Annotated in this window: 25 protein-coding genes and 1 tRNA gene; 12 read left to right on the top strand and 14 right to left on the bottom strand. The window is 30.7% G+C overall.

Features of this window, described 5'->3' with window-relative positions; all coding sequences use genetic code 11:
* Positions 1–89 precede the first annotated feature (89 nt).
* Entirely contained in the window at positions 90–518 is a 429-nt protein-coding gene (locus tag K354_RS0104025) for a hypothetical protein (protein WP_024954228.1), read from the bottom strand.
* 293 nt (positions 519–811) lie between these two features.
* Here K354_RS0104025 and K354_RS0104020 point away from each other — a divergent pair, with 293 nt between their 5' ends.
* The 5 genes from K354_RS0104020 to K354_RS0104000 all read left to right on the top strand — a co-directional run bounded on the left by K354_RS0104020 (position 812) and on the right by K354_RS0104000 (position 4,736).
* On the top strand, positions 812–1,021 hold the full coding sequence (locus tag K354_RS0104020; protein ID WP_024954227.1) for a YgaP family membrane protein: 210 nt from the start codon (positions 812–814) through the stop codon (positions 1,019–1,021).
* Positions 1,003–1,635 carry a Crp/Fnr family transcriptional regulator gene (locus K354_RS0104015; RefSeq protein WP_024954226.1) on the top strand — a complete coding sequence of 211 codons (633 nt, stop codon included), beginning with the start codon at positions 1,003–1,005 and terminating at the stop codon, positions 1,633–1,635. Before K354_RS0104020 ends, K354_RS0104015 begins: the two co-directional genes overlap by 19 nt.
* 318 nt (positions 1,636–1,953) lie before the next feature.
* Positions 1,954–2,457, top strand: a complete 504-nt coding sequence (petA, locus tag K354_RS0104010; protein WP_024954225.1) for a ubiquinol-cytochrome c reductase iron-sulfur subunit — start codon at positions 1,954–1,956, stop codon at positions 2,455–2,457.
* Positions 2,458–2,466: 9 nt separating this feature from the next.
* The gene (locus tag K354_RS0104005; RefSeq protein WP_024954224.1) at positions 2,467–3,720 is read left to right on the top strand and encodes a cytochrome b; all 1,254 of its coding nucleotides are present in this window, start codon (positions 2,467–2,469) and stop codon (positions 3,718–3,720) included.
* Positions 3,717–4,736 carry a c-type cytochrome gene (locus K354_RS0104000; RefSeq protein WP_024954223.1) on the top strand — a complete coding sequence of 340 codons (1,020 nt, stop codon included), beginning with the start codon at positions 3,717–3,719 and terminating at the stop codon, positions 4,734–4,736. Before K354_RS0104005 ends, K354_RS0104000 begins: the two co-directional genes overlap by 4 nt.
* Before the next feature lie 104 nt (positions 4,737–4,840).
* Here the strand turns inward: K354_RS0104000 and accA are convergent, their stop codons facing one another.
* The 5 genes from accA to gpmI form a co-directional block, all read right to left on the bottom strand.
* On the bottom strand, positions 4,841–5,779 hold the full coding sequence (gene accA / locus K354_RS0103995; RefSeq protein ID WP_024954222.1) for an acetyl-CoA carboxylase carboxyl transferase subunit alpha: 939 nt from the start codon (positions 5,777–5,779) through the stop codon (positions 4,841–4,843).
* 8 nt (positions 5,780–5,787) lie between these two features.
* Positions 5,788–6,996 (bottom strand): beta-ketoacyl-ACP synthase II, encoded by a 1,209-nt coding sequence (locus K354_RS0103990; protein WP_024954221.1) that lies wholly within the window; start codon positions 6,994–6,996, stop codon positions 5,788–5,790.
* A gap of 57 nt (positions 6,997–7,053) precedes the next feature.
* The gene (acpP, locus tag K354_RS0103985) at positions 7,054–7,284 is read right to left on the bottom strand and encodes an acyl carrier protein (RefSeq protein ID WP_024954220.1); all 231 of its coding nucleotides are present in this window, start codon (positions 7,282–7,284) and stop codon (positions 7,054–7,056) included.
* A gap of 79 nt (positions 7,285–7,363) precedes the next feature.
* Positions 7,364–8,107 (bottom strand): 3-oxoacyl-ACP reductase FabG, encoded by a 744-nt coding sequence (fabG, locus tag K354_RS0103980; protein ID WP_024954219.1) that lies wholly within the window; start codon positions 8,105–8,107, stop codon positions 7,364–7,366.
* 100 nt (positions 8,108–8,207) lie between these two features.
* Positions 8,208–9,671 carry a 2,3-bisphosphoglycerate-independent phosphoglycerate mutase gene (gpmI, locus tag K354_RS0103975; RefSeq protein ID WP_156928207.1) on the bottom strand — a complete coding sequence of 488 codons (1,464 nt, stop codon included), beginning with the start codon at positions 9,669–9,671 and terminating at the stop codon, positions 8,208–8,210.
* Between the two features lie 83 nt (positions 9,672–9,754).
* Here gpmI and mraY point away from each other — a divergent pair, with 83 nt between their 5' ends.
* Entirely contained in the window at positions 9,755–10,819 is a 1,065-nt protein-coding gene (gene mraY / locus K354_RS0103970) for a phospho-N-acetylmuramoyl-pentapeptide-transferase (protein WP_024954217.1), read from the top strand.
* Positions 10,816–12,006 carry a UDP-N-acetylmuramoyl-L-alanine--D-glutamate ligase gene (murD, locus tag K354_RS0103965; RefSeq protein WP_024954216.1) on the top strand — a complete coding sequence of 397 codons (1,191 nt, stop codon included), beginning with the start codon at positions 10,816–10,818 and terminating at the stop codon, positions 12,004–12,006. The genes mraY and murD overlap by 4 nt, the downstream gene beginning before the upstream one ends.
* A 108-nt stretch (positions 12,007–12,114) precedes the next feature.
* Here murD and K354_RS0103960 read toward each other — a convergent pair whose 3' ends face one another.
* From K354_RS0103960 to K354_RS0103945, 4 genes are all read right to left on the bottom strand, one after another.
* Positions 12,115–12,867, bottom strand: a complete 753-nt coding sequence (locus K354_RS0103960) for an acyl-CoA dehydratase activase (RefSeq protein WP_024954215.1) — start codon at positions 12,865–12,867, stop codon at positions 12,115–12,117.
* Position 12,868: 1 nt separating this feature from the next.
* Positions 12,869–14,188 carry a double-cubane-cluster-containing anaerobic reductase gene (locus K354_RS0103955; protein ID WP_024954214.1) on the bottom strand — a complete coding sequence of 440 codons (1,320 nt, stop codon included), beginning with the start codon at positions 14,186–14,188 and terminating at the stop codon, positions 12,869–12,871.
* A gap of 168 nt (positions 14,189–14,356) precedes the next feature.
* Positions 14,357–16,303, bottom strand: coding sequence for a thioredoxin domain-containing protein (locus K354_RS0103950; RefSeq protein ID WP_051505384.1), 1,947 nt, complete (start codon positions 16,301–16,303; stop codon positions 14,357–14,359).
* Between the two features lie 65 nt (positions 16,304–16,368).
* Positions 16,369–17,142 (bottom strand): exodeoxyribonuclease III, encoded by a 774-nt coding sequence (locus K354_RS0103945; RefSeq protein ID WP_024954212.1) that lies wholly within the window; start codon positions 17,140–17,142, stop codon positions 16,369–16,371.
* A gap of 135 nt (positions 17,143–17,277) precedes the next feature.
* Between K354_RS0103945 and K354_RS0103940 the strand changes: the two genes are divergently transcribed.
* Positions 17,278–18,120, top strand: a complete 843-nt coding sequence (locus K354_RS0103940) for a TIGR02285 family protein (protein WP_024954211.1) — start codon at positions 17,278–17,280, stop codon at positions 18,118–18,120.
* On the opposite strand, the gene K354_RS0103935 is transcribed toward K354_RS0103940, so the two are convergent.
* The 3 genes from K354_RS0103935 to K354_RS0103925 are packed head-to-tail and all read right to left on the bottom strand — an operon-like array spanning position 18,117 to position 21,589.
* Positions 18,117–19,265: a diguanylate cyclase gene (locus tag K354_RS0103935; RefSeq protein ID WP_024954210.1), complete on the bottom strand. Its 1,149-nt coding sequence runs from the start codon at positions 19,263–19,265 to the stop codon at positions 18,117–18,119. The genes K354_RS0103940 and K354_RS0103935 overlap by 4 nt on opposite strands.
* Positions 19,266–19,271: 6 nt before the next feature.
* Complete coding sequence (locus tag K354_RS0103930) at positions 19,272–19,685, bottom strand: hypothetical protein (protein ID WP_024954209.1); 414 nt, start codon at positions 19,683–19,685, stop codon at positions 19,272–19,274.
* On the bottom strand, positions 19,682–21,589 hold the full coding sequence (locus K354_RS0103925) for a TonB-dependent receptor (RefSeq protein WP_024954208.1): 1,908 nt from the start codon (positions 21,587–21,589) through the stop codon (positions 19,682–19,684). Before K354_RS0103925 ends, K354_RS0103930 begins: the two co-directional genes overlap by 4 nt.
* Before the next feature lie 144 nt (positions 21,590–21,733).
* Between K354_RS0103925 and K354_RS0103920 the strand changes: the two genes are divergently transcribed.
* Positions 21,734–21,809: transfer RNA gene (locus K354_RS0103920), tRNA-Phe, on the top strand.
* 120 nt (positions 21,810–21,929) lie between these two features.
* Here the strand turns inward: K354_RS0103920 and K354_RS0103915 are convergent.
* Positions 21,930–22,277 (bottom strand): MerR family transcriptional regulator, encoded by a 348-nt coding sequence (locus tag K354_RS0103915; protein ID WP_245600566.1) that lies wholly within the window; start codon positions 22,275–22,277, stop codon positions 21,930–21,932.
* Positions 22,278–22,496: 219 nt separating this feature from the next.
* Between K354_RS0103915 and proV the strand changes: the two genes are divergently transcribed.
* From proV to proX, 3 genes are read left to right on the top strand one after another with little or no spacing between them, the layout of a single operon-like run.
* Complete coding sequence (gene proV / locus K354_RS0103910; protein ID WP_024954206.1) at positions 22,497–23,618, top strand: glycine betaine/L-proline ABC transporter ATP-binding protein ProV; 1,122 nt, start codon at positions 22,497–22,499, stop codon at positions 23,616–23,618.
* Positions 23,608–24,621, top strand: coding sequence for a glycine betaine/L-proline ABC transporter permease ProW (proW, locus tag K354_RS0103905; RefSeq protein ID WP_024954205.1), 1,014 nt, complete (start codon positions 23,608–23,610; stop codon positions 24,619–24,621). The genes proV and proW overlap by 11 nt, the downstream gene beginning before the upstream one ends.
* Before the next feature lie 11 nt (positions 24,622–24,632).
* Positions 24,633–25,589: a glycine betaine/L-proline ABC transporter substrate-binding protein ProX gene (gene proX / locus K354_RS0103900; RefSeq protein WP_024954204.1), complete on the top strand. Its 957-nt coding sequence runs from the start codon at positions 24,633–24,635 to the stop codon at positions 25,587–25,589.
* Positions 25,590–25,651 lie beyond the last annotated feature (62 nt).

The following is a 25,651-nucleotide window of genomic DNA, read 5'->3' as shown; positions in this document are numbered from 1 at the left end:
ATACCTTGACATGTAAGAGATTTTCTCCTACATGTCAAGACTAACAGGTTTACAAAACAAAAACCATTTGTTTAGATAATACTTTTTTCTTAAACCTTTTGGTCTAAGGGAGAATAACCAACTTCATATAACTCTTTTAGTTGCTCCATTATTCTTAAAATTTCTTGATTACCTGTGTTTGCTTTCTGTTCTTGCATTTTCTTATCTAGTTTAGCTAAAATTGATTCCTCACTTGTATCTTTATTAACTGTAAATACAGGATTACCAGAAGAATCCAAATGTGCTTCAAACATTAACATACCATCTAAAATAACTTTAATATCACTTTTTTCACGATCTGTTTTACCAACTAAAAGTTGATTAAGTATTTCATTGCCTCTTTCATCTAAGCTTTCAAGTTGATGATTATCAATATTAAAACTTGAGGAAAGTTCTTCTTTGTTTTTAGATTCTCTCACTTGTTCAGTATTCTTTACTTGAGATATTGATTGAGAACTTACAATTGAATTAACATTCATTTTTGCTCCTTTATATTGAACATAATAAATACAAGCAAAATATATTCCTTTTAATAATATTTTTATTTAAAAAACTTAATCAAAAACTCTCATTAAATTGAAACCTTTTTTTATGATTAAAACAATTGAACTCTTGAACGTTAAAGTTCTTTATTTTCTTTCTAAAAAATAGTAGAGGAAGTTTATATTTTATATAATATTTTGAATAAAGAAATTATAATGTAACATAGGTTACAGACAAAAGAAAAGCAAACTACTATACTTATATTATAAATTAACATAAGGAATATATTATGAAATCTAACGTAGGAAAAATAGATAGAGTAGTGAGAGTTTTAGTAGGTTTAGGATTAATAGCATTTGCATATCTTGGACAACAACCATTAGCGTATATTGGTGTGGTTCCTGCAATAACAGGCTTATTAGGTTTTTGCCCAGCTTACTGCATTTTTAACGTTAATACAACTTGTAACAAAGATGGTGGATGTTGCACAAAACAATAGAAGAAAGCTATTGCTTTTTCAAAAACTTGTCAAGTAAAGAAAAAAAGGTATTTTTTAACCATGCAAAAAGAGTCTGTTTTCCTAAAGGGCAGATTCTTTTTTGGCAAGGTGATTTATGTGAAGGTATTCTCTACCTTGAAACGGGTAGCTTAAAAGTGTATCTACAAAATGAAAATGGTGATGAAATCACACTTTATACTTTAGAAGCTGGGGAGCAATGTGTTGTCAATACTTCAAGTACTATTTCATCAACCCCAGCTCTTGGAAGTGCAGTAAGCCTAAGTGAAATAAGTGGCTATATACTAGATAAAAATAGTGTCAAAAAACTAATGAAAGAATCCTTAGCTTACCAAGAACATATGTTTAATATTTTTACACTCAAACTAACTTCTTTAGCAACTTTAATAGAAGATATAAAATTCAAACCTCTCAAAACAAGAATACTCTCTTTTTTAAAAAATAAAAAAATCAACAAGATACATATAACTCATGAAAAAATAGCCCAAAATATGGGAACTTCAAGAGTTGTCATAAGTAGAATTTTAAAAGATTTAGAAAAAGAAGGAGAATTGGAACTTTATAGAGGATATATAATGCTTCACAATAATAAATAAACCAATTAAAAATTTATTAACGTAAATCAAATTTTAAGATACTATTATCTTTAATTTAAGTAAAAATTATATTTATTAAAATAAAAAATTACTATAAAATATTCAAAAAAACCACTTATTATTTAAAAAAATTAAATAAATAATTATTTTTAGGCACTTTTTTGCCACTTTATTTAGTCATAATGTCTCGAATAAAGGTATTTTGTAAATTTTTATGATAAAATAGTGACATTTATATTACATTTGACTTTAATCATATGTTTTCTTAAAGCAATACGATAAGATAAAACAAATCAAACTAGATGAAAGGAATTAAGAATGGCAGTTAAGCAAAGTAGAAGAGACTTTCTTGGCATGGCATTTGGTGGCGTTGCTGCTGTTGGTGGGGCATTCTCACTTGTTGCAATGAAAAAGACTTGGGATCCACTTCCAAGTGTAAAAGCCGCTGGATTTACCACTGTTGATCTCTCACCACTTGAAGCGGGAGAATTAAGAACAATTACATGGAGAGGAAAACCAATTTTTCTACTCAAAAAAACAGATGAAATGAAAAAAGAAGAATCAAGAGATGTTGTAGTTGGAGATGCTAACTACACTGTTGTAATTGGTCTTTGTACCCATCTTGGCTGTATTCCTAATTGGTATCCTGCAACTAAGCAATTTAAATGTGCCTGTCATGGTGGAGAATTTGATGCTAGTGGTGTCAATACTTTTGGTCCTCCTCCTCGTCCACTTGATATACCTCCATTTAAAATTGACGGTACGAAACTTGTTTTGGGTGAAGAAGGCCCAGAGTACAAAAAATTAGTTCCAAAAGCGTAAGGATTAAAAATGGCAGAAATCAGAAAAGCTGAAGGCATTGGTGATTGGTTTGACCAACGTCTAGCGACAAAAAAACTAACAAAAGTTTTAATGACAGAGTATTGGATCCCAAAAAATATTAACTTTTTATGGGCAATGGGTGTAGTTTTAGTAGTTTTATTTACAATCCTTATTATTAGTGGAATTTTTCTTTTAATGTACTACAAACCAGATGTAAAATTAGCGTTTGATAGTGTAAATTATACAATTATGCAAGAAGTTGAATATGGCTGGTTATGGCGACATATGCATGGTGTTGCTGCATCTGCAATCTTTTTAGTTATTTATATTCATATGTTTACAGGTATCTATTATGGCTCTTATAAAAAAGGTCGTGAAATGATTTGGCTAACAGGAATGGCTCTATTTGGCATGTTCTCAGCTGAAGCATTTAGTGGATATATGTTACCTTGGGGTCAGATGAGTTATTGGGCTGCACAGGTTATCACTAACTTATTTGGAGGTATTCCTGTTATAGGTGATGCTCTTGTAATTTGGATTCGTGGTGACTTTGCGGTTGCAGATCCTACTCTAACAAGATTTTTTATGTTACATGTACTTCTTTTACCATTAGTAATTATTGTCTTAATTGTAGTTCACTTTTATTCATTAAGAATCCCACATGTAAATAATCAAGAATCAGAAGATATTGATTTTGATAAAGAATCAGATAAATATTTAGCAGGAAATAAAAAAGAATCAAAAGTTGTCCCTTTTTGGCCAGTCTTTTTATCAAAAGATTTCTTTGTATCAGGTGCATTTTTAGTATTTTATTTTTACTTAACATTTTATCATTTTGATTTTGCAATGGATCCAATTAACTTTGAACCAGCAAATCCAATGAAAACACCAGCACACATTTATCCTGAGTGGTATTTCTTATGGAGCTACGAAGTTCTTAGAGGATTTTTCTTTGATGTTGGTCCAATGGCTGCGATGGATATAGGCTTAGCTGCATTTGGTTTTGCAAATGTAATCTTTATGGTATTTCCTTTCTTAGATAGAGACCCTAATGTTGCTCCTGCACATAGACGTCCTAAATTTAAAATTTGGTTTTGGTTACTTCTAATAGATATGATTGTTCTTACTGTGTATGGTAAATTACCTCCTATGGGAATAAATACATATATAGGATTTGTAGCAGCTGTGTCATTTATACTTCTATTTGTTGCTCTTCCATTTATAACAAAATGCGATGCTAAACATACAGGAGGTGTAAAATGAGAGAATTAAAAATACTTGGTGTAGTTATATTTTTTACATTGGTAGTGTATATTGGTGTTGAACCATTTGCTCATTCTCAAATGCATCCTCATGTTGCTCCTGCAAATTTTAACTTTCAAGAAGAATCTATTGACTATGCAACAGAAGAAGTTAAAAAAGCAGAAGAAAAGCTTGATGAAGCAAAAAGTAATAATAAAAATGTTGAAATTGCAGAAAATCAACTAAAAGCTGATAAAAAACTATTGGATAGTACAACTACTTTTTGGAATGAAATTGCTAAGATTGATTTATCTAAAGGAGATGCTACTAAAGGTGCTGAAACTTTTATGAATGCAGGATGTGTTGGTTGTCATGGTATTAAAAGCCAAGGTATGCCAAGTCCAATGGATGATGCAACTGCTTCAGCTTCATTTGGTGTAGTTCCTCCTGATTTAAGTACAGCTGGTAAACTTTATGATGGTACTTTTTTAGCTGCACTTATTAAAGACCCTGTAAAAGCACTCAAAGTAGAACATAAATTTAGTGAAACAAAACCTCACCCAATGCCTCAGTTTTTTGGCCTAGGTGGAGATATGAATCAAGAGTTAGCTGATATAGTAGCTTATCTTAAATCAATTGCTCCAAAAACTTTAAAAGATGAAGAAGTTTTTGAAAATGCATGTCAACGTTGTCATGACATCAAATATGCTAAAAGATTTAGCAATACTGAAAAAGGTGCATTAGCAAACTATATGGGTAGTACTCCTCCTGATCTTTCAATGATGATTAGATCAAAAGGGAAAGATTACTTACAAACGTTTATTAACAACCCTCAAAAACAACTTCATGGTACTGCTATGCCTAGAGTTGGATTAACAAAAGAGTCTCAAGAACAAGTTATAAACTTCCTTGAAGATACAGGTGATAGAAAAAAAGAAGAACGTGAATCACTTGGAATGAAAGTAGTAGGTTTTATGATTATCTTTACTATTTTAGCTTACCTTTGGAAAGTTAAAATTTGGAGAGAAGTACATTAAAGATAAGTGACCCTTAAAAAGGGTCACTACCTAATGTATAAATATTTATATGAATACTGTGAGAAATAGTTAGTTGAGTTAAGGGGAATCATTTCCCCCTCTCTTTATTTTTCTTCAAAAGCTCCCATAGAACAAATTCTTTCATATCGTTTATTCATTCTATCTTCATCGCTTAATTGATCCATCTCTTCAAGTGACTTGATAAAATAGTCAGCTAAAACCTTAGCAGCGGCTACTTTATCTCTATGAGCACCTGTTATAGGCTCTTCAATCACATCATCAATTAAATCAAATCCAAGCAAATCATCAGCCGTTATTTTCATAGCTTTTGTAGCACTCTCTTGTTTTGCTGGATCATTCCATAAAATTGCAGCACAACCTTCTGGTGAAATTACTGAAAACACAGAATATCTCATCATAGCAACACGGTCAGCTACACCAATAGCAAGTGCTCCACCACTTCCACCTTCACCAATGACCACTGAAACACTTTTCGTATTTAATTTGCTCATTTCATAAAGATTTCTAGCAATTGCTTCACTTTGACCTCTCTCTTCAGCCCCAATTCCAGGATAAGCACCCGGAGTGTCCACTAAAAATAAAACTGGCAAATCAAATTTTTCTGCCATTTTTGCCATACGAAGTGCTTTTCTATAGCCTTCAGGATTTGGCATCCCAAAGTTTCTTTTTAATTTATTTTTAGTACCACGACCTTTTTGCTCACCAATAACCATGACTTTACGCTCAGCGATATATCCTATATAACATACTATCGCTAAATCATCTTTAAATGCACGGTCTCCATGTAATTCATAACTATCTTGTAAAAGTAATCTTATATAATCTATTGCATAAGGACGATCAGGGTGACGAGCAAGTTGAAGTTTTTGATAATCACTTAAATTTTTATACGTTTTAGAAACTTCTTTTTCAAGCTCTTTTTCTAAAATCTCAACAGCATGATTATCTGCTTTTATTCTTGCAGATGCTATATCTTCATCTATTTGTTTTATACTCTTTTCAAAGTCTAGGTAAGTAGCCACATCTATCCTTAGATACGTTTAAATATAACTGAACCGTTAGTTCCACCAAAACCAAAAGAGTTACTCATAACACAATTTAATTCTTGCTTTCTAGCACTATTTGGAGTGTAATCTAAATCACAATCCTCATCAGCGTTTTCTTGGTTAATTGTTGGAGGAATTACAGAATCTCTCATTGCCATTAAAGATATAACTGCTTCAATAGCACCTGCAGCTCCTAAACAATGTCCAACCTGTCCTTTTGTAGAACTAACTACTGGGACACTTGTACCAAATGCTTCTTTTATAGCTGCTGTTTCATTTTTATCATTTGCAGAAGTACTAGTTCCATGAGCATTAATATAATCAACATTCACATCACCAGCCATTTTAAGTGCTGCTTTCATAGCACGAAGTGGACCATCTAGTGTTGGAGTTGTTATATGATGTGCATCACCACTCTCACCAAAACCAACAACTTCACCATAAATATGAGCACCACGTTTAACAGCATCTTCATATACTTCAAGAACAAGTGATCCAGCACCCTCTCCCATAACAAAACCATCTCTGTCTTTGTCAAATGGACGTGAAGCACGCTGTGGTTCATCATTTCTAGTTGATAGTGCCTTCATAGCTGCAAATCCACCAATACCAACTTCTGATATAGCTGATTCTGCCCCAACTACTAACATTTTATCTGCTCCACCTAAAAGTATAGTTTTCACAGCTTCACCAATAGCATGAGTTCCAGCAGCACATGCTGTTACAGAAGAAAGATTAGGTCCTTTTGTCCCATGTTCTATTGAAACTAACCCACCTAGCATATTGATAAGAGCTGAAGGAATGAAAAACGGAGATATCTTTCTTGGTCCTCTTGTATTATTAATTATAGAGTGTTTTTCGATTGTTGGTAATCCACCAATCCCTGAAGCTGAGCTCACTCCAAAAGTATCTGCATCAAATGATTCAAATTTTGCATCAGCCATAGCTTCTTTTGCTGCTGCTAATCCAAGCTGAATAAATCTATCTGCTTTCTTTACATCTTTTGGATTCATTACTGTTGTAGGATCAAAGTCTGTAATTTCGCCTGCTATTTTTACAGAGTGCTTCTCTGTATCAAACAAGGAAATGCTTTTAATGCCACACTGTCCATCTACTATAGCCTTAAAAGAACTCTCTTTATCTAAGCCCAACGAATTTATCATACCTATACCAGTAACTACTACTCTTCTCAACTTTGCTCCCTTAGTTTAAAATACATAAAATAAAATCCCCAATAAGGGGAATTTTACTTATTGGTGGTCTTCTACGTATTTAATTGCATCACTAACAGTTGCGATTTTTTCAGCATCTGCATCAGGAATTTCAATATCAAATTTTTCTTCTAATGCCATTACTAACTCAACTACATCTAATGAATCTGCACCTAAATCTTCAACAAATTTTGAATCTTCTTTGATTTCATCAGGGTTAACATTTAATTGTTCAACTACAACTTCTTTTACATCATCTAATAGTGCCATTACAGCTCCTTATAAAAATTTTTGTTATTCTACCAAAATAATCTTTAAAACTAGTTTGTTTACGTAAAACAAAGCTATTTTACATATACATTCCACCATTTACTTTTAGTACTTCTCCTGTTATATATGCTGAACTATCACTGAGTAAAAATGCCACTGCTTCAGCTATATCTTCAGGGTTACCAAATCTTTTAAGAGGAATTTTTGATGTATAGCTATCTTTAATTTCCTCACTCAATTTATCTGTCATCTCAGTTGCGATGAAACCTGGAGTTACTGCATTGAATCTAATTCCTCTTGCACTACCTTCTTGCGCAAAACTTTTTGTCATCGCAATAAGCCCACCTTTACTTGCAGAATAATTTACTTGTCCTGCATTTCCAGTTTCACCTACAATAGAAGCTATATTTACAATAGCACCAAAACGTTTTTTACCCATTGCTTTAAGAGCTTCTCTACAGCCTACAAAAGCAGAAGTTAGATTGATATCTATTACAGATGTAAAATCTTCTTTTTTCATCCTCATAGCAAGTTTATCATTCGTAATTCCTGCATTATTTACAAGATAAGAGATTTCTCCATCACTCGAAATAATAGTTTTTACTCCTTCTATAAATGCTTCTTCATCAGCCACATCAAAACCTATAACAGCGGCTTCTCCACCATTAGCTTCTATTTCTTCTTTAATTGCATCAGCTGATTCTGGACGAGAACGGTAATTTATCCATACTTTCAAACCATATCCAGCTAAAGTTATAGCTAATTGTTTTCCTATGCCACTCGCAGCACCTGTTACTAATACATTTTTTCCTGTAAATTTCATTTTTATTTCTCCTTTAAAAGGAACAAAGTCCCTTTTAAATTCCTCTCACTAAAACTTACTTCTTGAGTAGAATTTAAAAAGAACTTTGCCTTCTTCTTAATTAAATTAAAGCTTCATCCATTTCTAATGGGATTTCTAAATCCATGAGTTTTAAAATAGTTGGAGCTATATTATTTAAGCCACCATTTTTTATTTTTTTTACACCTTGGGCTTTTAAAAAACAATACACATCATATGTTGTATGATTTGTTAAAACATTACCTTTATTATCTACCATCTCTTCACAGTTTCCATGGTCACTGATTTGAATTATATTATAATCTTTACTATTATCATAGATACGACCTAATTGAGTATCAACTGCTTCAACAGCTTTTACTCCTGCTTCAAAATTCCCAGTATGCCCTACCATATCGCCATTTGCAAAGTTTACAACTATAAAATCATATTCACTTTGCATCGCTCTTAAGACCTCATCACAAACCTCTTTTGCACTCATCTCAGGTTTCATATCATATGTTTTTACTTTTGGACTTGGAACTAAAACTCTGCTCTCATTAGCAAATGGCTCTTCTATGCCTCCATTTAAAAAGAAAGTAACATGAGCATACTTTTCAGTCTCAGCAGTATGAAGTTGAGAAAGTCCTGCATTTGAGATAACCTCAGCCAAAGTATTTTTTGGTGCTTCACTTTTAAACATAATATCAAAGTCATAAGAACTATCATACTCAGTCATCGTAATCACTTTTGCAGGAAGCAGATCTCTTTGAAACTCTTCAAAGTTTTCACTCCCAACAGCCTTACTTATCTCTCTCATTCTATCATTTCTAAAATTTGCAAAAAGCACACCGTCATCTTCTTTTATAGCTACTCCAAAAGAGATTGGTTCAATAAACTCATCTGTTATATCTTGTGCATACATCTTTTGTATATATTCACTTGGAGTCTCTTTACATGTAAGAGATTTTCCAAATAAAGAGTCATAACCTTTTTTGACTCTATCCCATCTGTTATCTCTATCCATTGTATAAAAACGTCCACTAATCGAAGCGATTTTTATATTGTTTTTTTCTAAGTGTTGAATATAATTTATCCCTGAAGTTGGAGAAACATCTCTTCCATCCATAATGGCATGAATATAGACATTTTTGCCACACTCTTTAGCAATCTTTTCTAATCCTATAATATGATCTATATGAGAGTGAACACCTCCATCACTTAAGAGCCCAATTATATGAATATCACCCTTTACATGTAAAAGACTTTTTAAAGCTTCATTGGTGCGAAGTGAATTATCTTTCAAAGCCATAGAGATTTTCACAAGATTTTGATATAAAACTCTACCACTTCCTATACTCATATGGCCTACTTCACTATTTCCCATTTGCCCTTCAGGCAAACCTACACTTAATCCTGATGTTTGTATAAGAGAATTTGGAATTTCTTTAAATAATTTATCATACGTTGTTTTTTTTGCACTCATAAATGCATTATTTTTTTTTGTTTGACAGTGTCCGATACCATCTGTGATAATAAGTACCGTTTTTTTACATTTTATTGGCAAATTCAACCTTTATTATTAGCTTATAAGTAATATTTTACTAGAATAAAACTTTTAATAAAATATATTACAAATGGGAATCATAAATGCTCTATTGGCTTTATCAAATAACTACTATAAATATTTTTCAATACATTACTGTACGTGCAGGAATTGCGTTCTTTGTTTCTTTTTTGCTCACTCTATACTTAGTACCAAAATTTATAAAATGGGCTAAAAATAAAAATGCGAGCCAACCCATATATGAACTAGCCCCAAAAGCACATCAAGAAAAATGCAATACTCCAACGATGGGTGGTATAGTCTTTTTAACTTCAACTATATTAGCCACTTTACTTTGTGCAAAACTCCAAAATATTTATGTTATTGCAGGAACTTTGACTATTATACTTTTTGGACTAATTGGTATTAAAGATGATTTATCAAAAATATTTGGTGGAACGAACCAATCAGGACTTAGTAGACGTGCAAAAATCATACTTCAAACAATATCTGCTGCTCTAATAGCATTTATTCTCTTTTTTGGTTCAAGTATAGGGAATGAACTATTTGTACCATTTTATAAAAACCCTGTTATACATATGGAACTATTTGCTATTATTTTTTGGATTTTAGTAATGGTTTCAGCAAGTAATGCTGTTAATCTAACAGATGGACTTGATGGACTAGCTACTGTTCCTTCTATTTTTTCACTGCTAAGTCTTGGTGTATTTGTGTACATCGGTGGACATGCTGTATTAAGCAGTTATCTGTTTTTACCAAAGGTAAGTGGTTCTGGAGAAGTTGTTATCTTAGCTGCTGCACTTATAGGTGCTTTAACTGCTTTTCTTTGGTACAACTGTTACCCAGCTGAACTTTTCATGGGAGATAGTGGGAGTTTGAGCATTGGTGCATTTATAGCATATATGGCAATCATTTCTAAGAATGAACTTTTACTCCTTCTTGTTGGGTTAGTATTTGTTATTGAAACCGTATCTGTTATCCTTCAAATTGGTAGTTTTAAAACTCGTAAAAAAAGAATTTTTCACATGGCACCAATTCATCACCATTTTGAGATAAAAGGTTGGGCAGAAAATAAGATTATTGTAAGATTTTGGATTATAGCCCTTATGTCAAATTTATTAGCATTAATGGAGTTAAAAGTAAGATGATTTCACTATTTGGTTATGGAAAAACAACAAAAGCAATTGCAAAAAAATTACAAAATTGTTTAATTTTTGATGACAATTTTAAAGAAGAGAGTGTAGATGAGTATGGAAACAGACTTTTACCTCCTGCAAAATTTTCTACATGTAAGAGTACAATGCAAATCCCAAGCCCAGGATTTCCTCCTCAACACGAATTAGTAAAAAATGCAAACAATCTTGTAAGCGAATATGATTTTTTTCATGAAGATATGCCTTTTTCTATCTGGATAAGTGGAACAAATGGAAAAACAACTACTACACAGATGGCAACACATCTTTTAAAACAAAAAGGAGCAATCAGTGGAGGAAACATAGGTACACCTCTAGCAGAACTTGATAAAAATGCTCCTATTTGGATACTAGAGAGTAGCTCTTTTACGCTTCATTACACAAAAAAAGCAACGCCAGGATTATATCTACTTCTTCCAATCAAACCAGACCATATTAGCTGGCATCAAAGTTTTGAAGAGTATGAAAAAGCAAAACTTACGCCGCTTGATAGAATGAAAGAGGGAAGCGTAGTGATTATTCCAAAAGAGTATGAAAACTATCCAACCAATGCTAAAAAAATAACTTATACAGATGAATATGATTTAGCAAAAACTCTTGGTATAGACATAAAAAAAGTAGAGTTTAAATCACCTTTTTTAATGGATGCTATTTTAGCAATGGCTCCTTCACTTATCATTTATGATGAAATAGATTATGCAAAAATAAACTCTTTTAAAACTGATATTCATAAACTTGAAGAGTTTACAGATAACAAAGGTAGAATCTGGGTTGATGATACCAAAGGAACTAATGTAGATGCTACAATAGAAGCTTTAAAAAGATACAAAGATGAGAAGATACTACTTATCTTAGGTGGAGATGATAAAGGTGTCTCCTTAGACCCTCTCTTTGAAATTATGAAACCTTTACATGTAAAGATATTTGCTATAGGTTCAAATACTGATAAGATAGTAAATTTAGCAAATAAAATAAACAAAGAGGTCATTGCTTGTTATGAGTTAAAAGATGCTATGCCTCTTATTCATAAAGAACATACAAACAAGACTTTAGCTCTTCTCTCGCCAGCAGCTGCTAGTTTAGACCAATTTAGCTCATATGCCCAGCGTGGGGAGTTGTTTAAAAAACTTGCCCTTTTATAATTTGTAGTTAAATTATCTATCTGGTTTCTAAAATGAAAAATTATCGACTTATAAAAAGGATATCAGGATACTGTGAACTTTTTCCTCCACATATCCTTTTACTCTTTTTTAACTAAACTCTAAACCACTCAACGCTGCACCAAGTGAACCAATCAACTGAGGTTGTTTGGGGACTATTATATTTTTTTCTAATTTTTGAGCTAGTAAATGTTTTAAAAAAGGGTTCATCGCACCCCCACCTGTAAAAACTATATGCTCACTTTTATTGGCAAACTTTTGTGCCATAGAGGCTAAACGAGAAGCTATTGATTCATGCACTCCATAAGTGATATTTGCTGCACTCTCTTTTTTTGCTATCAAAGAGATGACTTCACTCTCAGCAAAAACTGCACACATACTAGAGATGACTAACTCTTTATTGGCATCAAAACCAATATTTGAAAAAGTTGTCATATCTAAACCCATACGATTTGCTGCAATTTCTAAAAACTTTCCTGTTCCCGCTGCGCATTTGTCATTCATACGAAAATCCACAAAACCACCACGAGAATCTAGTTTTATCACTTTGCTATCTTGTCCACCCAAGTCAATCACAAGCTCAGCTTCTTGATTAAAAAAATAAGCACCTTTTGCATGAGCTTTTATCTCACTTATAACGGGGCATGAAAACGTATCTTCAATCATATATCTGCCATAACCAGTTGAAACTATCATCTCAACTGCTTTATCGCTTAAATACTCTTGTACTACTATATCTTGATTTACAATAGTTGGGATAACTGTACTATGAGTTATCTCTTGTTTTTCATTTATCCCTGTAATCTTTGTATAAGTCGAACCTACATCCACGCCCCAAAACATACTATTTGCCTTTAAAAGCTTGTGCTTTTTTCTTAAAAGTTAAACTCTCTAAAAATGCTTCTACACGAGTTTTAATTTGTCCTGCATCTTCTGGTGAGTAATCAGACTCAATCACTAAACAAGGAATACCTTCTTTTTCTAAGGCTTCTGTTACTAAATGAGATTCTACATTATAAGTGTGACAAAATGAAAGTGAATAATAAATCACGCCATCTGCTTTTCTGTCCTTATACATTTCTAAAATTTTATCAATTCTTGGAGTATTTGGAGTAAAACATGCACAATCAATTTTACTATATCTGTTCATTAATCTACTCATCAATGTATCTTCATCTTCTACACCTTCTAAATCAACATTGTCTTTATAGTATCTATGTCCTATACAAGACTCTTCATTGATAATAGCTCCACCAGTGGTTTCAACTGCTGTATGAAGTTTCCAATTTGGTGGTGCAAAAGGAGTACCTAAAACCATAAGACGAGGCGTTTCTTTTTCAAAAACACTTACTTTATCTTCTACTCTTTTTTCTAATTCATCACAAAGTTCATTCACTTTTTGTGTATATCTCACAGGATCATCTAAAAATCCCATTTGCGTTACAAATAATCCATCTTTACCGCTTATTGGTACAACATCAGGATTCATACTTCTTAGACTATCCAATCTTAAAAGAGCTTTTCTTTTTTCATTAACGATTCTTGTGCCCTCTTTCATCTCTTCTACACTAAGTTTTTTACCTGTTACTTCTTCTATATGTTCTTTAAATTCTACTATCTCTTCTTTCCACATTTTTAAATCTTTTTCACGTTTCATGTGTGGAATATTCATTACATGTACAGGATGATGTTTATTGAGAATCTCCCATGTTTTTTTCTTTGCTTCACAGGTAGTTTCACCATAAATAAAATCCGAAGATTGCGTATAAGCACAGGTACGTTGAAGTTTAAAACCATGAGCTGATTTTATAAGAGGACAGATATTTCTTGGTAACTCCGTTTCAGCATCGGCAATAGTAGCACCACTTCCGCCACAAAGACCAAAACAGGCACCACCAGCACCTACAATTATCTCTTCTGGAACAAAAATACAAAAAGTACCAACAGCTGGTTTTTTTTGTTCTTTTAGCTTATTTATTTCTGCGATTCTATCGCCTTGAATTTCACTCATAAACCAATCAAAATATTTCATTGCTTCTGGTCTATTATTTTGTAATAAAAATTGATTTTGATAAGCCTCTAATCCCATTCCCATCATTTTTGCATGTCTATCGACATCAACACCTATACTTGCTAACAAATCTTTGTGTGCTTCTACGCCCATTTTATTGTCCTTAAAAAAATTATGCCGAATTATAGTTGTACATGTAAGAGGAATTTATTGGATGAAGTGCCTATTCATGTGTATCTAAACTTAGATCTAACAGCATTAGGTGAAATTATAAGATTAATCAACTAATAAGTATATTAAAGGATAAATAAATATTTATCCCTAATATGCTTCAATTTTTTTTAGAATTTCATCAAGATTATTACTATATGCAAAACAACTATTTACTGAACATGCTAAATATTTTTTTTCGTTTATAACTTTTTTAAGTAAAAATGGATTTAAAGGTATTTTTTCTTTTTTTAACATCTCTTTCGTTGCTTTTAAAACTATATAACCTTTTTCAAAAGAGATATAATTCCTTACTAACCAAGCTGAATTACTAGGACTTGAAGTAAGAGTTAATGAATTTGTATCCAAACTATCTTTAAAGATTTTTTGTAAATTTAAATCTTCGTGAAGAACAGCTAGTTTTAAAAGATTATCTAACATATTTGAGAGTGCACTTTTATATGAACTATCATAAATTGAACTTACTGTTTGAAACGTATCATCACTCATATACCAATTTTCATTTTTATAAAACTTAGTTATTGCTTCATCATTAAGTGTTAATGCCAAAGTTAGATACTTTTGATCTAAACTACTATCATAAGCTTTTATAAGAGCAGAAATTAAAAAAGAGTAGTCCTCAAAAAGTCCTTTTACTTTAGGTTTTTTTTCTATTAACCTTTGATGATATAATTCACCATCAATATATAATTTATTCACTAAAGTATCTAAGTATATGCATGCTTCTTTAGAATATCCTGCTTCAAACAAAGACGTTATATACAGAGCATTCCAAGCTGTTAAAATTTTATAATCAATAAAAGGATACTCTTTTTGAGTTCGCAATTTTTTTAAATCTTTTTTTATCTGTGATAAATTTTCAGGTTCATTTTTTCCATTTAAATAAGGATTGTTTTGTTGATGTTCAAAGTTTCCTTGTTTTGAAATATTAAAATACTCTAAAATTTCTTGTGTATTTTTATAACCTTTTTGCTGCAAATACTCTTTAGTTTGCTTATAATCAAATACAAAATAAGCACCCTCCTCTTTTGTTTCACCAACAAGAGAATCAGCATCACTTGCACTATAATGAAGTAAGTCTTTTTCAAATCTAACTCTTACAAAGTTTACAATGGCATCAACTTGATTTTTATAAAATTCATCTTGAGTAATTTTATAAGCTTTTGCATAGGCACTTAAAAGTTCTGCATTTGTGTACAACATCTTTTCAAAATGAGGTATCATCCAAGCAGCATCTACACTATATCTATAAAACCCTCCTTCTATCTGGTCATTTATACCACCATTTGCCATAGCTTTTAACATACTTGTAGCCATATCTAAAGCTTTTTCATCATTATACACACTATATATATCCAAAAGTGTTTCAACTGTAGAAGCATGAGGAAATTTAGGCTCTATTCCAATTCCAAAATGTTTATTATCAAATGAGCTTTCAACATCACTAATAAACTGACTTACTATAGTGCTATTAAGAACTACCTTTTCCTTATTTGAGGAGTCTTTATGTTCTTTCAAAATTCTTTCAATTTCTAAAGAACTTTGTATCACTTTTTGCGTATCTCTTTGATAAACACCTTCTATTTGAAGTAAGAGTTCTTTTATACCACTTCTTCCATATTTTGGCTGATTTGGTATGTACGTTGCAGCAAAAAAAGCTTTTGCAAAAGGCGTCATAACTATAGTTAAAGGCCATCCTCCTCCACGTTTATTTAAAAGATTATGAACATCTTGATAGTATTTATCTATATGAGGCATCTCTTCTCTATCTACCTTTATGCTGATAAAGTATTTATTTAAAATTTTTGCTATTTCTTCATTTTCAAAGGATTCTTCTTCCATAACATGGCACCAGTGACAAGTACTGTACCCAATAGAAAGAAATATCAACTTATTTTGTGTTTTTGCCAACTCAAAGGCTTCCTCTCCCCAAGCATACCATGCTACTGGATTATATGCATGTTGCTGGAGATAAGGAGAATCTTCTTTAATGAGGGCATTTGTATATTGTGTTTTTGAATCTGTATTTGTAATCATAATAATGAATATTAATACAAATTTCATTGCTAATTAATAAAAATTATTGTTTAATTTATTTTCCACTATCTTTTTAAAGTTAAACTTATAGGGCAGTGATCACTTCCTAAGATATCATCATGAATCTCAGCTCCTAGTATTTTATCTTTTAAATCATCAGATACGTAAAAGTAATCTATTCTCCATCCTACATTATTTTTTCTTGCACTTGCACGATATGACCACCAAGAATATCTATCTTTAATGTCACCATGTACATGCCTAAAAGTATCTATATATCCGTGAGATAGTAACTTATCTATCCATTCTCGCTCCATCTTTAAAAAACCTGATGTATTCTCATTTGCTTTTGGACGTGCAATGTCTATCTCTGTATGAGCTGTATTTACATCTCCACAAATTACAATAGACTTTCCTTGTTTCTTTAACTCTTCAATATATTCTAAAAATCTATCATAAAAAGCCATTTTGTATTCTAATCTCTCTTCATTTCTTTGTCCATTTGGAAAATAAACATTAAAAAAAGCTATATCATCAAAATGAAATTCATTGATACGCCCTTCATCCAATATATCTACATCCTTTGTTGTATCTACATGTTTTGATTTTACATCACTATATACTGCAACACCTGATTGTCCTTTATTTGAAGATGAGTTTACATGTAACTCTAAAAATTCTTTATCAAATATACTTGTTGGGATTTGCTCTTTTTGTGCTTTGATCTCTTGTAAAGCTAAAAAATCAATCTGTTTTTTATCTACCCATTTTAGTGCTTCTTTTTTATCAACTGCTCTTATACCATTAACATTCCATGATACAAATACTAAATCTTTCATTTTTATAACTCCTTGAAGAAATTATAACAAAAAATTTTAAAACACAATCTGCATTTTAATCTTATATTTTTTCTCTTAGTTTATTTGGAATAAATATGATATACTTAATAAAATTTATTATATATAGGTTTAAATATGTTGAAATATTTTTATTTACTATCTATTTTATTTACTTTTTCTTTCTCAAAAGATATCTCTTCAATATACTGGAGTAGTGCATCTTTTCCTCCTGCAGATATTACAGAAGGTCCCCTAAAAGAGCGTGGGTATTGTGATGCTATTCGTACAACTATTATAAAAAACTTACCTGAACTGCAACATACTTTAGAAATAGCAACTGTAAAAGTATCTCTTATTAATCTAAAACGTTTAGATAATGCTTGTATAGCAGGAATGAATATGAATAAAGATAGAATAAATTTTGTAGAATACTCAAAGCCAGCCCTATATTCCTTGCCAAATGAATTAACTATAAGAAAACAAGATAAACAAAAATATGAAAAATATTTAACCTCTAACAATGAGATAGATTTAGAAAAACTTTTAAAAGATAATAAATTTATATTTGGTTATGTTGAAAAAAGATCTTATAGTAACAACACAGATAAACTTATTAAAAAATATCAATCAAACCTAACTTCAATGCCAAGAAAAGGAGAAGATTTAACAAAAGGATTGCTTTATATGCTAGCTTATAAAAGAGTAGATTTTATAATAGAATATCCTACTATGGTGAAATATATTAAAAAAAAATACAATATGCAAGAAGAGTTTATCCAATACCCTATAAAAGATTCTAGTAGTTTGATTAAAATTTATGTTGGATGTTCAAAAACTCAAAATGGCAAAAAAATAATTGAAAAAATTAATAAAATTATAGACAAAAACAAAAATTATTTTACTGAGTCTTATAAAAAATGGATCTCTCCTAATTCTTTAAAGAGATATAATAAAGCATTAGTTCAAAAAGTAGATTAATTCTTATAAATTTCTATTCTATTACGTCCATTTCTTTTTGCTTTATATAACATTTCATCTGCATGTTTTACTTCATCGTAAAAAAACTTCGTAGAATTTTCACAAAGGTTCAGACCAATGGATACTGTAATATTAATGCTTAATTCATCATTTACTCTAATTTTTTCTTTACCAATGGCATTTTTAATTCTTTGTGCTACTTTTATTACATCTTGTTTTACTTTAGCCGACTTAATTAATATAAGAAATTCTTCACCACCATATCTTATGACTTTATCTTCCAACCTAGTAGCCGCAATCAATTTTCTTGCGGTTGCGATAAGAACTAAATCTCCTATAGCATGACCATATCTATCATTTACTGATTTAAAATGATCAACATCTAACATAATAATTGCCATTTTATCTAATTTAATTTTTGAAGAAACCTGTTCTAAATAGTGCCGATTATACAATTTTGTTAAAGAATCTATCATACTTTTTTTAAGCTCATTATAAAAAAGTATTCCTTGAAGTAATATAACAACAAAAATAGCAAATATTAAAAGAAAGAAAATATTGAGTGCTTTATTTAATGGTGTTATTAGTTTAGAAAAATTGTTAAATTCTTGAGTTGAAACATCTAAAGCTAAAATTCCCTCTACTTTTCCATCTTTTAAAATAGGTGTTAAATACGTTAGCCATAAACCTTCAGCATTATCTTGTAAATCATATACTTCTTTTTTTTCTTTGAGAACTCTTTGCCATAAAAGAGTTTTACTTGGTGTAAATTTTTGTGCTAAGTATGCTCTCTCATCCAATTCAGAACCATCAGCTAAGTAACGGTAAGCTCCATTTTCATCAATATAGATGATATATACATATTTAAATTCATCATTACGATAATATGTTAAAAGTTTCGATATCTTTGTAGTTATTTTCAAATTATCTTTAAGACTTAATACCTTATCTATAATATGTGGTTGTATGTTTAATAAAATCTTTTCTGATGTTTTATGAGCTCTATTTATCTCTATACGCTGAATTTCATCTTTATGTTTTCCAAGTACATCTTTAAAGTTGAAATACAACCAAAAACTCCCAAGAAGAGTTATTATTGAGATTACAAAAAATAAATTTTTATTTACAAATAAAATCTTTTTCATATGATGCTACTCAACATATTTTTTAAATGATTCAGATAAAGAAATATTGAGTTTTTTTATCATAGAGGATTTGATAATTATATTTGGTCTGCCTTTTTGCCAAAAAAACACCCCTATTACATCAGGAAGAGATTGATATAAATAGTAAGACGTAGTAAAAAGATACTTAGAATTACACTTTTTATTTAAAGTTTCTTTTTTAGATATAAAAATAACATCTGCATTTTGACAAGAAGTATATTTTACACTTGATATAAGACCTTTCGTTTTTATGAATTTTTTATCATCAATATATATATTTACTACATCTTTTTTGACTAATTCATGAGCTATATGTGATAATATCTCAGCCTTTACATGTAAAGCATCAAAACTAAACAATGATATAAAACTTAACATAAGTATAAAAATTATTTTCAAAACTTATACTCCAATCCAAACCACACTGTTCTATCTATATTTGCTACATTATCTAATTGTGTTACATTACCATTTATAGGATTTACTCTTATATAATCACTCGTTAATGCTTTATTGAGTAAATTCTTACCTTTAATAAAAAAAGATAACTTTTTTGAATATGCATATTTAATGGTTGCATTATAATTCCAACCATCTGGATTATTATTCTCTCCCTTGACATAAGAAATCGAATTATACGTATCAAATACTAATATCTTTTTATACAAAGATAAAAATCCTCCATAGCTATTTTGATATCTATCAGAAGTATTTTCTCCATAATCCATTATTAAAGCCCAAGCCATAAAATCAATTTTATCAGTACTATTAAAAGAAAATGCCCCTCTAAGAGATGTACCATTAATAATATACTTATTTTCTAAATTTATATATTTATTTTTTATGGGATCTGCTATAAGACCATTTTCATATGCACCTCTTGAAAAAGTCAACGAATAGTTGAAGTTATCATAATCTAATAATAACTCTGTCGAAATAAAATATACTTTTTCTGCTTCTAATTGATTATTTCCCAATGAGCTTTCATCATTGCTTAATAATATACTAGTAGAAGGATGAAACTTGCCATAAACAAGAAATGTTTTTTGAGTAAAATTATCTTTACTATAAATATGCCCCAATCTAGAGCCATAGATGACATCATCATCCACACTAGCATTTTCATAATAATGTTGTGCATTTAAAGAGAAAATGATTTGATTATATGTGTCTGGAAAATATTTTATCTCTGTAAATAAAGAGGTTATATTTTCTGTATCATAAGAAGAATTTATGTTGTGCTCAACACCATCTACTTTTATTAAATCAAGATTAAATTTTTTCAATTTATCACCAAAACCAAATAAAATAGAACCGTTCTTATAATCATATATTTTCGTTATTCTAGCATCAATCATATGTTCTTTTGTATCTCTTTCATACTCATAAAAAGGTGATATTCCAACAAATCCCACAGGACTAGTTGATGTCTCATTATAATAAGCATTAAAGTACGTATAATAAAAAGTTGCTTTTAAATCTTTCTCAAGTGTTTGATATGTATAGCCAGCAGAAAAATACTGTGCATTTGAATATGCATCATCCGGATTCATATTTGTACTATAACCTACAAAAGTATCAACAGAAGCATCAAATGCTTGTAATTCAAAGTTTGATGTCTCATTAGATATTTGAGTATATAAATGTGTATTTTTTTTATCACGAGAAAGTTTACTTCCCAGACTATTTACCTTATCTCTTTTTAAATTCCTATGGTTAATATATGATAAATATGAATACTCATCTAGCTTTTCAGATTTATATGCATATCCATCATATGTACCATGATTTGCTAAAGATGTTCCTAATGTTGTAGTATTTTCTCTCTTACCAATTTTAGTATATGCTTTAATAACTGCAATAGAAGGCTCTATTGCTATCTCATAAGAAGGAATTCCAATATAAATTTCCACATGATTAATATAGCTCATATCAATCTGACCAAAAAGTCCTAACCCACTACCATAAAGCGGTGCTAAAACTTCTTTATCATTAATAAAAAGTCTAGTTCTTGAAGGATTGCTTATTTGATAAGGTTTGTAGTATGGGTCACTTAACCCAAAATGATTTGTCTTATTTTTTACATAAGGAATTTTTTCTAAAAGTTCATCAAAAGATTTAATTTTCATACGATCTAAATCTTCACGTGTAAAAACCTTAATAAAACCTGCTGTTTCTTTTTTTGTATACTCAGATAAATCATCTTTTCTTACTAATTCATCTAATAGTGAACTTATATCTTTAGCTTGTCCACTCTCTACAAAAGTAAATAAAAAAACTGCAATAAACAAAAAAATTCTCATATAAATAAATTACCCTATTCGTTAAACTAGAAAAGAATGTTATCACGTAGTGACTTACAACACACTAAAATAGAAGAGATACCTCACATTTATTTTATCTAAATTTAAGACTATTTGGCTATACTTTCATCTCTTTAACACAGTGGCCTGATAGCTCAGTCGGTAGAGCAGATGACTGAAAATCATCGTGTCCTTGGTTCGATTCCGAGTCAGGCCACCACTCCTTAAGAAAATCCCAAACCATATGTTAAATTACAAATAATATCTTTATAAATGTCTATTTTTACAATAACCTTATATTACCTAACATTTTTATAAAATAGACATCTTCCCTTGGGTATTAAATAATTTCTACATCTTTAACATCAATACCAGATAACGATTCCATTTTTGCTTCAACAATATCTAAAAACTCTTGTCTATTGTTTTCATCCATATTGTTCTCTAAAATATCAAGTATATATCTAATTCCATTTGCATTAACTTTTTTAACACTTGCAAGATAATATACAAAAGAGATAAGCTTTATATCATTAATCGAATACAGTTTTTTAAGCTGTCCATTTTTTTTAGGAAAAAGTCCTTTATCTTCATACATTTTTAATGTTCTTACTTTCGCATTCAGCAATTCTGCAATACTACTAATAGGAAGAATCAATTTATCATTATCTAAAAGTGCCAAAATCATCCTTTTACTTTTTCAAATTATACTTTATCAATTATTAAAATTTATACTTTTAACTTCAAAATAAGACTAATATGTTATATTTATACACACTCAATGTAAATATATTACATCTATATTGTTTAATTTAAACATAAAGGATAAATTATTTCTGAAAAGAAAAAGACGAAAATTGTAGTAAAAAATGTATATAAAATCTTTGGTAATACCCCTAAAAAAGCCATGAAACTTTTAGAAGAAGGCATTGACAAAGATGAGATATTTAAACAAACAGGAATGACAATAGGTGTCAAAGACGCTAGTTTTGAAATATATGAAGGAGAGATTTTTGTTATAATGGGTCTTTCAGGCTCAGGAAAATCAACTCTTGTCAGACTATTAAATAGACTCATAGAGCCAAGTTCTGGACAAATTATTATCGACAATACTGATATAACTAACCTTAGTGATAAGGAACTCATAGAGATAAGACGTAAAAAACTCTCTATGGTTTTTCAATCCTTTGCTCTTATGCCACACATGAATATCATTGATAATGTCTCTTTTGGATTAGAGTTAAGTGGTATTGATAAAAAAAATAGATATGAAAGCGCAAAAGCTGCTCTTAAACAAGTAGGACTTGAGCATCATGAACTATCATATCCGAGTGAACTCAGTGGTGGTATGCAACAACGTGTTGGCTTAGCTCGTGCACTTGCTAATGATCCTGATGTCTTACTTATGGACGAAGCTTTTTCAGCCCTTGATCCACTCATAAGAACACAAATGCAAGATGAACTTATCGAACTTCAAGAAAATTCAAAAAGAACGATTGTATTTATCTCCCATGATTTAGATGAAGCTATAAGAATCGGAGATAGAATAGCTATTATGCAAGGCGGTGTTATATCTCAAATAGGTACTCCTGAAGAGATTATTTCAAATCCTGCAGATGATTATGTACGTTCATTCTTTCAAGGTGTTGATGTCACTTCAATTTTAAGTGCCTCACATATTGTAAAGAAAAGTATCCCAACACTTATTCAAAAAGAAGGTTTTGGAGTAAAGTCAGCATACAAATATATGGATGATTATGATAGTGACTATGGATACTATCTTACTAAAAATGGTAAATATCTTGGTGTTGTAACTATGGATTCTCTTAAAAAACACGAAACCATCACTGATGCTATTGTTGAAAATACCTCAATAGTGAATACTACAGCTATTAGTGACCTCATAGGTACAGTTGCAGATTGTAGTTTTCAAACAGTTGTGGTTGATGAAAATGGTAAATATCAAGGTAGTATCTCTAAAACTAAGTTACTAAAAACTCTTGATGAAGGAGTAGAATATGCAATCTGATCCATGGGGCAATGCTTCAACAGCCCAAGCTGATAAAGTCACTTCAGTTGATTGGTCTCAAACGAGTGTTGAAAAAGTAAAAGAATTTGATATATTGCATCCATTTAATGAAACAATTATACCTTTTGATACATGGACAAATGATGGTATAAACTGGAGTGTTGATCACTTTAGAGAATTTTTTCTTGCTGCAAAAATGCCAATTGAAATTATGCTTAAATTTATTGAAAACTTTTTACTTTCACTTTCTCCATATGTTATTATTATATTTTTTGTACTTTTGGCATTGCAATTTTCTTCAAAAAAACTAGCATTAGGGACACTCATCTCATTTGTTACGATTGGATTAGTTGGAGCGTGGGAAGAATCAATGATAACACTTGCACTTGTTTTTACAGCCGTACTCTTTTCTGTACTTATAGGACTCCCACTAGGAATATGGAGTGCAAAAAGTGACAGAGTCGATTCTATTGTAAGGCCATTACTAGATGCTATGCAAACAACACCAGCTTTTGTTTATCTTATCCCAATAGTTATGCTTTTTGGTATAGGAAATGTTCCTGGAGTTATCGTTACTATTATCTTTGCTTTACCTCCTCTTATAAGGCTTACCAATTTGGGTATAAGACAAGTTCCTGAAGACCTAATTGAAGCATCTCGTTCTTTTGGTGCAAATGAAGCTCAAATGCTATTTCGCGTCCAACTTCCTGTTGCTATGCCTACTATCATGGCTGGCATTAACCAAACACTTATGCTAGCACTATCAATGGTTGTAATTGCATCTATGATAGCTGTTGGAGGATTGGGACAAATGGTTTTAAGAGGAATTGGTAGATTAGATATTGGTTTGGCTGCTGTTGGTGGACTTGGTATCGTTTTACTAGCTGTTGTGTTAGATAGACTAACTCAGTCAATGGGACATAAAAATAAAGATGAAAAAATTCGTTGGTTTGAAAAAGGGCCAATAGGATTTTTTTATAAACTAAAAAATAAACTCAATTAAAAGGAAAAAAAATGAAAAAAATCGTATTTATGATGTTGTCAATTTTATTGGCAAGTAATCTATTTGCTGTAAAAGTTACAGCTGTTAAAACAAGCATAGCCGAAGAAGGCTTTCAAATGCAAATTGTTGCTGAGGCACTAAGAGCTTTAGGACATGATGTTGAAGTAACAAATGGTGTAGATTATGCAGTGGCATATAAAATTATTGCTCAAGATAAAGATGGTGTTTCTTTTATGGCAGCAAACTGGGCACCACTTCAAAGTAATATGATAAAAGCAGTAGGAGAAGAAAATCTTTTTATTGCAGGAGATTATATCTCTAACTGTGCTCAAGGTTATTTAATAGATAAAAAAACTGCAGACAAATACAATATTAAATATATCAACGATTTAAAAGATCCAAAAATTGCAAAGCTTTTTGATTCTAATGGAAATGGTAAAGCAGATTTAGCTGGTTGTGCACCTGGATGGGGCTGTGAAAAAGTAATTGAGCATCAACTTGATGCATTTGGATTAAGAGATACAATCACACATAATCAAGGTCAGTATGCTGCGATTATTACTGATACTATTGCTAGTTACCGTACGGGTAAATCTATTCTTTATTATACATGGACACCTTATTGGGTAAGTGGAAAACTTGTTCCTGGTAAAGATGTTGTTTTTTTACAAGTAAAAAAATCAGCGCATCCAGTATTAAAAAGTACTAAGCTTTCAAATGGTGCAAACTATGGTTTTGCTATAAATTCTCAAAGAATAGTAGCAAATAAAGCAGCACAAAATCACAAAGACATAGCAAAACTATTTGCTATTATGAAACTAAGTGTAAATGATGTTAGTGGTGAAAATATGCTAATGAGCAAAGGTGAAAATAAAGAAAAAGATATTATCAAACATGCAAAAATGTGGATAAAACAAAATAAAACAACTTTTGATAGCTGGATTAAACAAGCCAAAGCTGCAAAATAATTCTTTACATGTAGCTAAGGGAATTTCTCTTAGCTACACTCTTCTTGCAAAGTACTTTCGCT

The sequence above is a fragment of the Sulfurospirillum arcachonense DSM 9755 genome (genome assembly GCF_000597725.1).
GTDB classification, from domain to species: Bacteria; Campylobacterota; Campylobacteria; order Campylobacterales; family Sulfurospirillaceae; genus Sulfurospirillum_A; species Sulfurospirillum_A arcachonense.
The sequence above is the reverse complement of the archived record's forward strand: the minus strand, read 5'-3'. Positions and strand labels throughout refer to the sequence as shown.

Coding starts and splice junctions, on each gene's coding strand:
- K354_RS0104025 (WP_024954228.1), bottom strand. CDS start 518: ATGAATGTTAATTCAATTGTAAGTTCTCAATCAATATCTCAAGTAAAG.
- K354_RS0104020 (WP_024954227.1), top strand. CDS start 812: ATGAAATCTAACGTAGGAAAAATAGATAGAGTAGTGAGAGTTTTAGTA.
- K354_RS0104015 (WP_024954226.1), top strand. CDS start 1,003: ATGTTGCACAAAACAATAGAAGAAAGCTATTGCTTTTTCAAAAACTTG.
- petA (WP_024954225.1), top strand. CDS start 1,954: ATGGCAGTTAAGCAAAGTAGAAGAGACTTTCTTGGCATGGCATTTGGT.
- K354_RS0104005 (WP_024954224.1), top strand. CDS start 2,467: ATGGCAGAAATCAGAAAAGCTGAAGGCATTGGTGATTGGTTTGACCAA.
- K354_RS0104000 (WP_024954223.1), top strand. CDS start 3,717: ATGAGAGAATTAAAAATACTTGGTGTAGTTATATTTTTTACATTGGTA.
- acpP (WP_024954220.1), bottom strand. CDS start 7,284: ATGGCACTATTAGATGATGTAAAAGAAGTTGTAGTTGAACAATTAAAT.
- fabG (WP_024954219.1), bottom strand. CDS start 8,107: ATGAAATTTACAGGAAAAAATGTATTAGTAACAGGTGCTGCGAGTGGC.
- mraY (WP_024954217.1), top strand. CDS start 9,755: ATGCTCTATTGGCTTTATCAAATAACTACTATAAATATTTTTCAATAC.
- murD (WP_024954216.1), top strand. CDS start 10,816: ATGATTTCACTATTTGGTTATGGAAAAACAACAAAAGCAATTGCAAAA.
- K354_RS0103960 (WP_024954215.1), bottom strand. CDS start 12,867: ATGTTTTGGGGCGTGGATGTAGGTTCGACTTATACAAAGATTACAGGG.
- K354_RS0103955 (WP_024954214.1), bottom strand. CDS start 14,188: ATGGGCGTAGAAGCACACAAAGATTTGTTAGCAAGTATAGGTGTTGAT.
- K354_RS0103950 (WP_051505384.1), bottom strand. CDS start 16,303: ATGATTACAAATACAGATTCAAAAACACAATATACAAATGCCCTCATT.
- K354_RS0103945 (WP_024954212.1), bottom strand. CDS start 17,142: ATGAAAGATTTAGTATTTGTATCATGGAATGTTAATGGTATAAGAGCA.
- K354_RS0103940 (WP_024954211.1), top strand. CDS start 17,278: ATGTTGAAATATTTTTATTTACTATCTATTTTATTTACTTTTTCTTTC.
- K354_RS0103935 (WP_024954210.1), bottom strand. CDS start 19,265: ATGAAAAAGATTTTATTTGTAAATAAAAATTTATTTTTTGTAATCTCA.
- K354_RS0103925 (WP_024954208.1), bottom strand. CDS start 21,589: ATGAGAATTTTTTTGTTTATTGCAGTTTTTTTATTTACTTTTGTAGAG.
- K354_RS0103915 (WP_245600566.1), bottom strand. CDS start 22,277: ATGATTTTGGCACTTTTAGATAATGATAAATTGATTCTTCCTATTAGT.
- proV (WP_024954206.1), top strand. CDS start 22,497: ATGAAACTTTTAGAAGAAGGCATTGACAAAGATGAGATATTTAAACAA.
- proW (WP_024954205.1), top strand. CDS start 23,608: ATGCAATCTGATCCATGGGGCAATGCTTCAACAGCCCAAGCTGATAAA.
- proX (WP_024954204.1), top strand. CDS start 24,633: ATGAAAAAAATCGTATTTATGATGTTGTCAATTTTATTGGCAAGTAAT.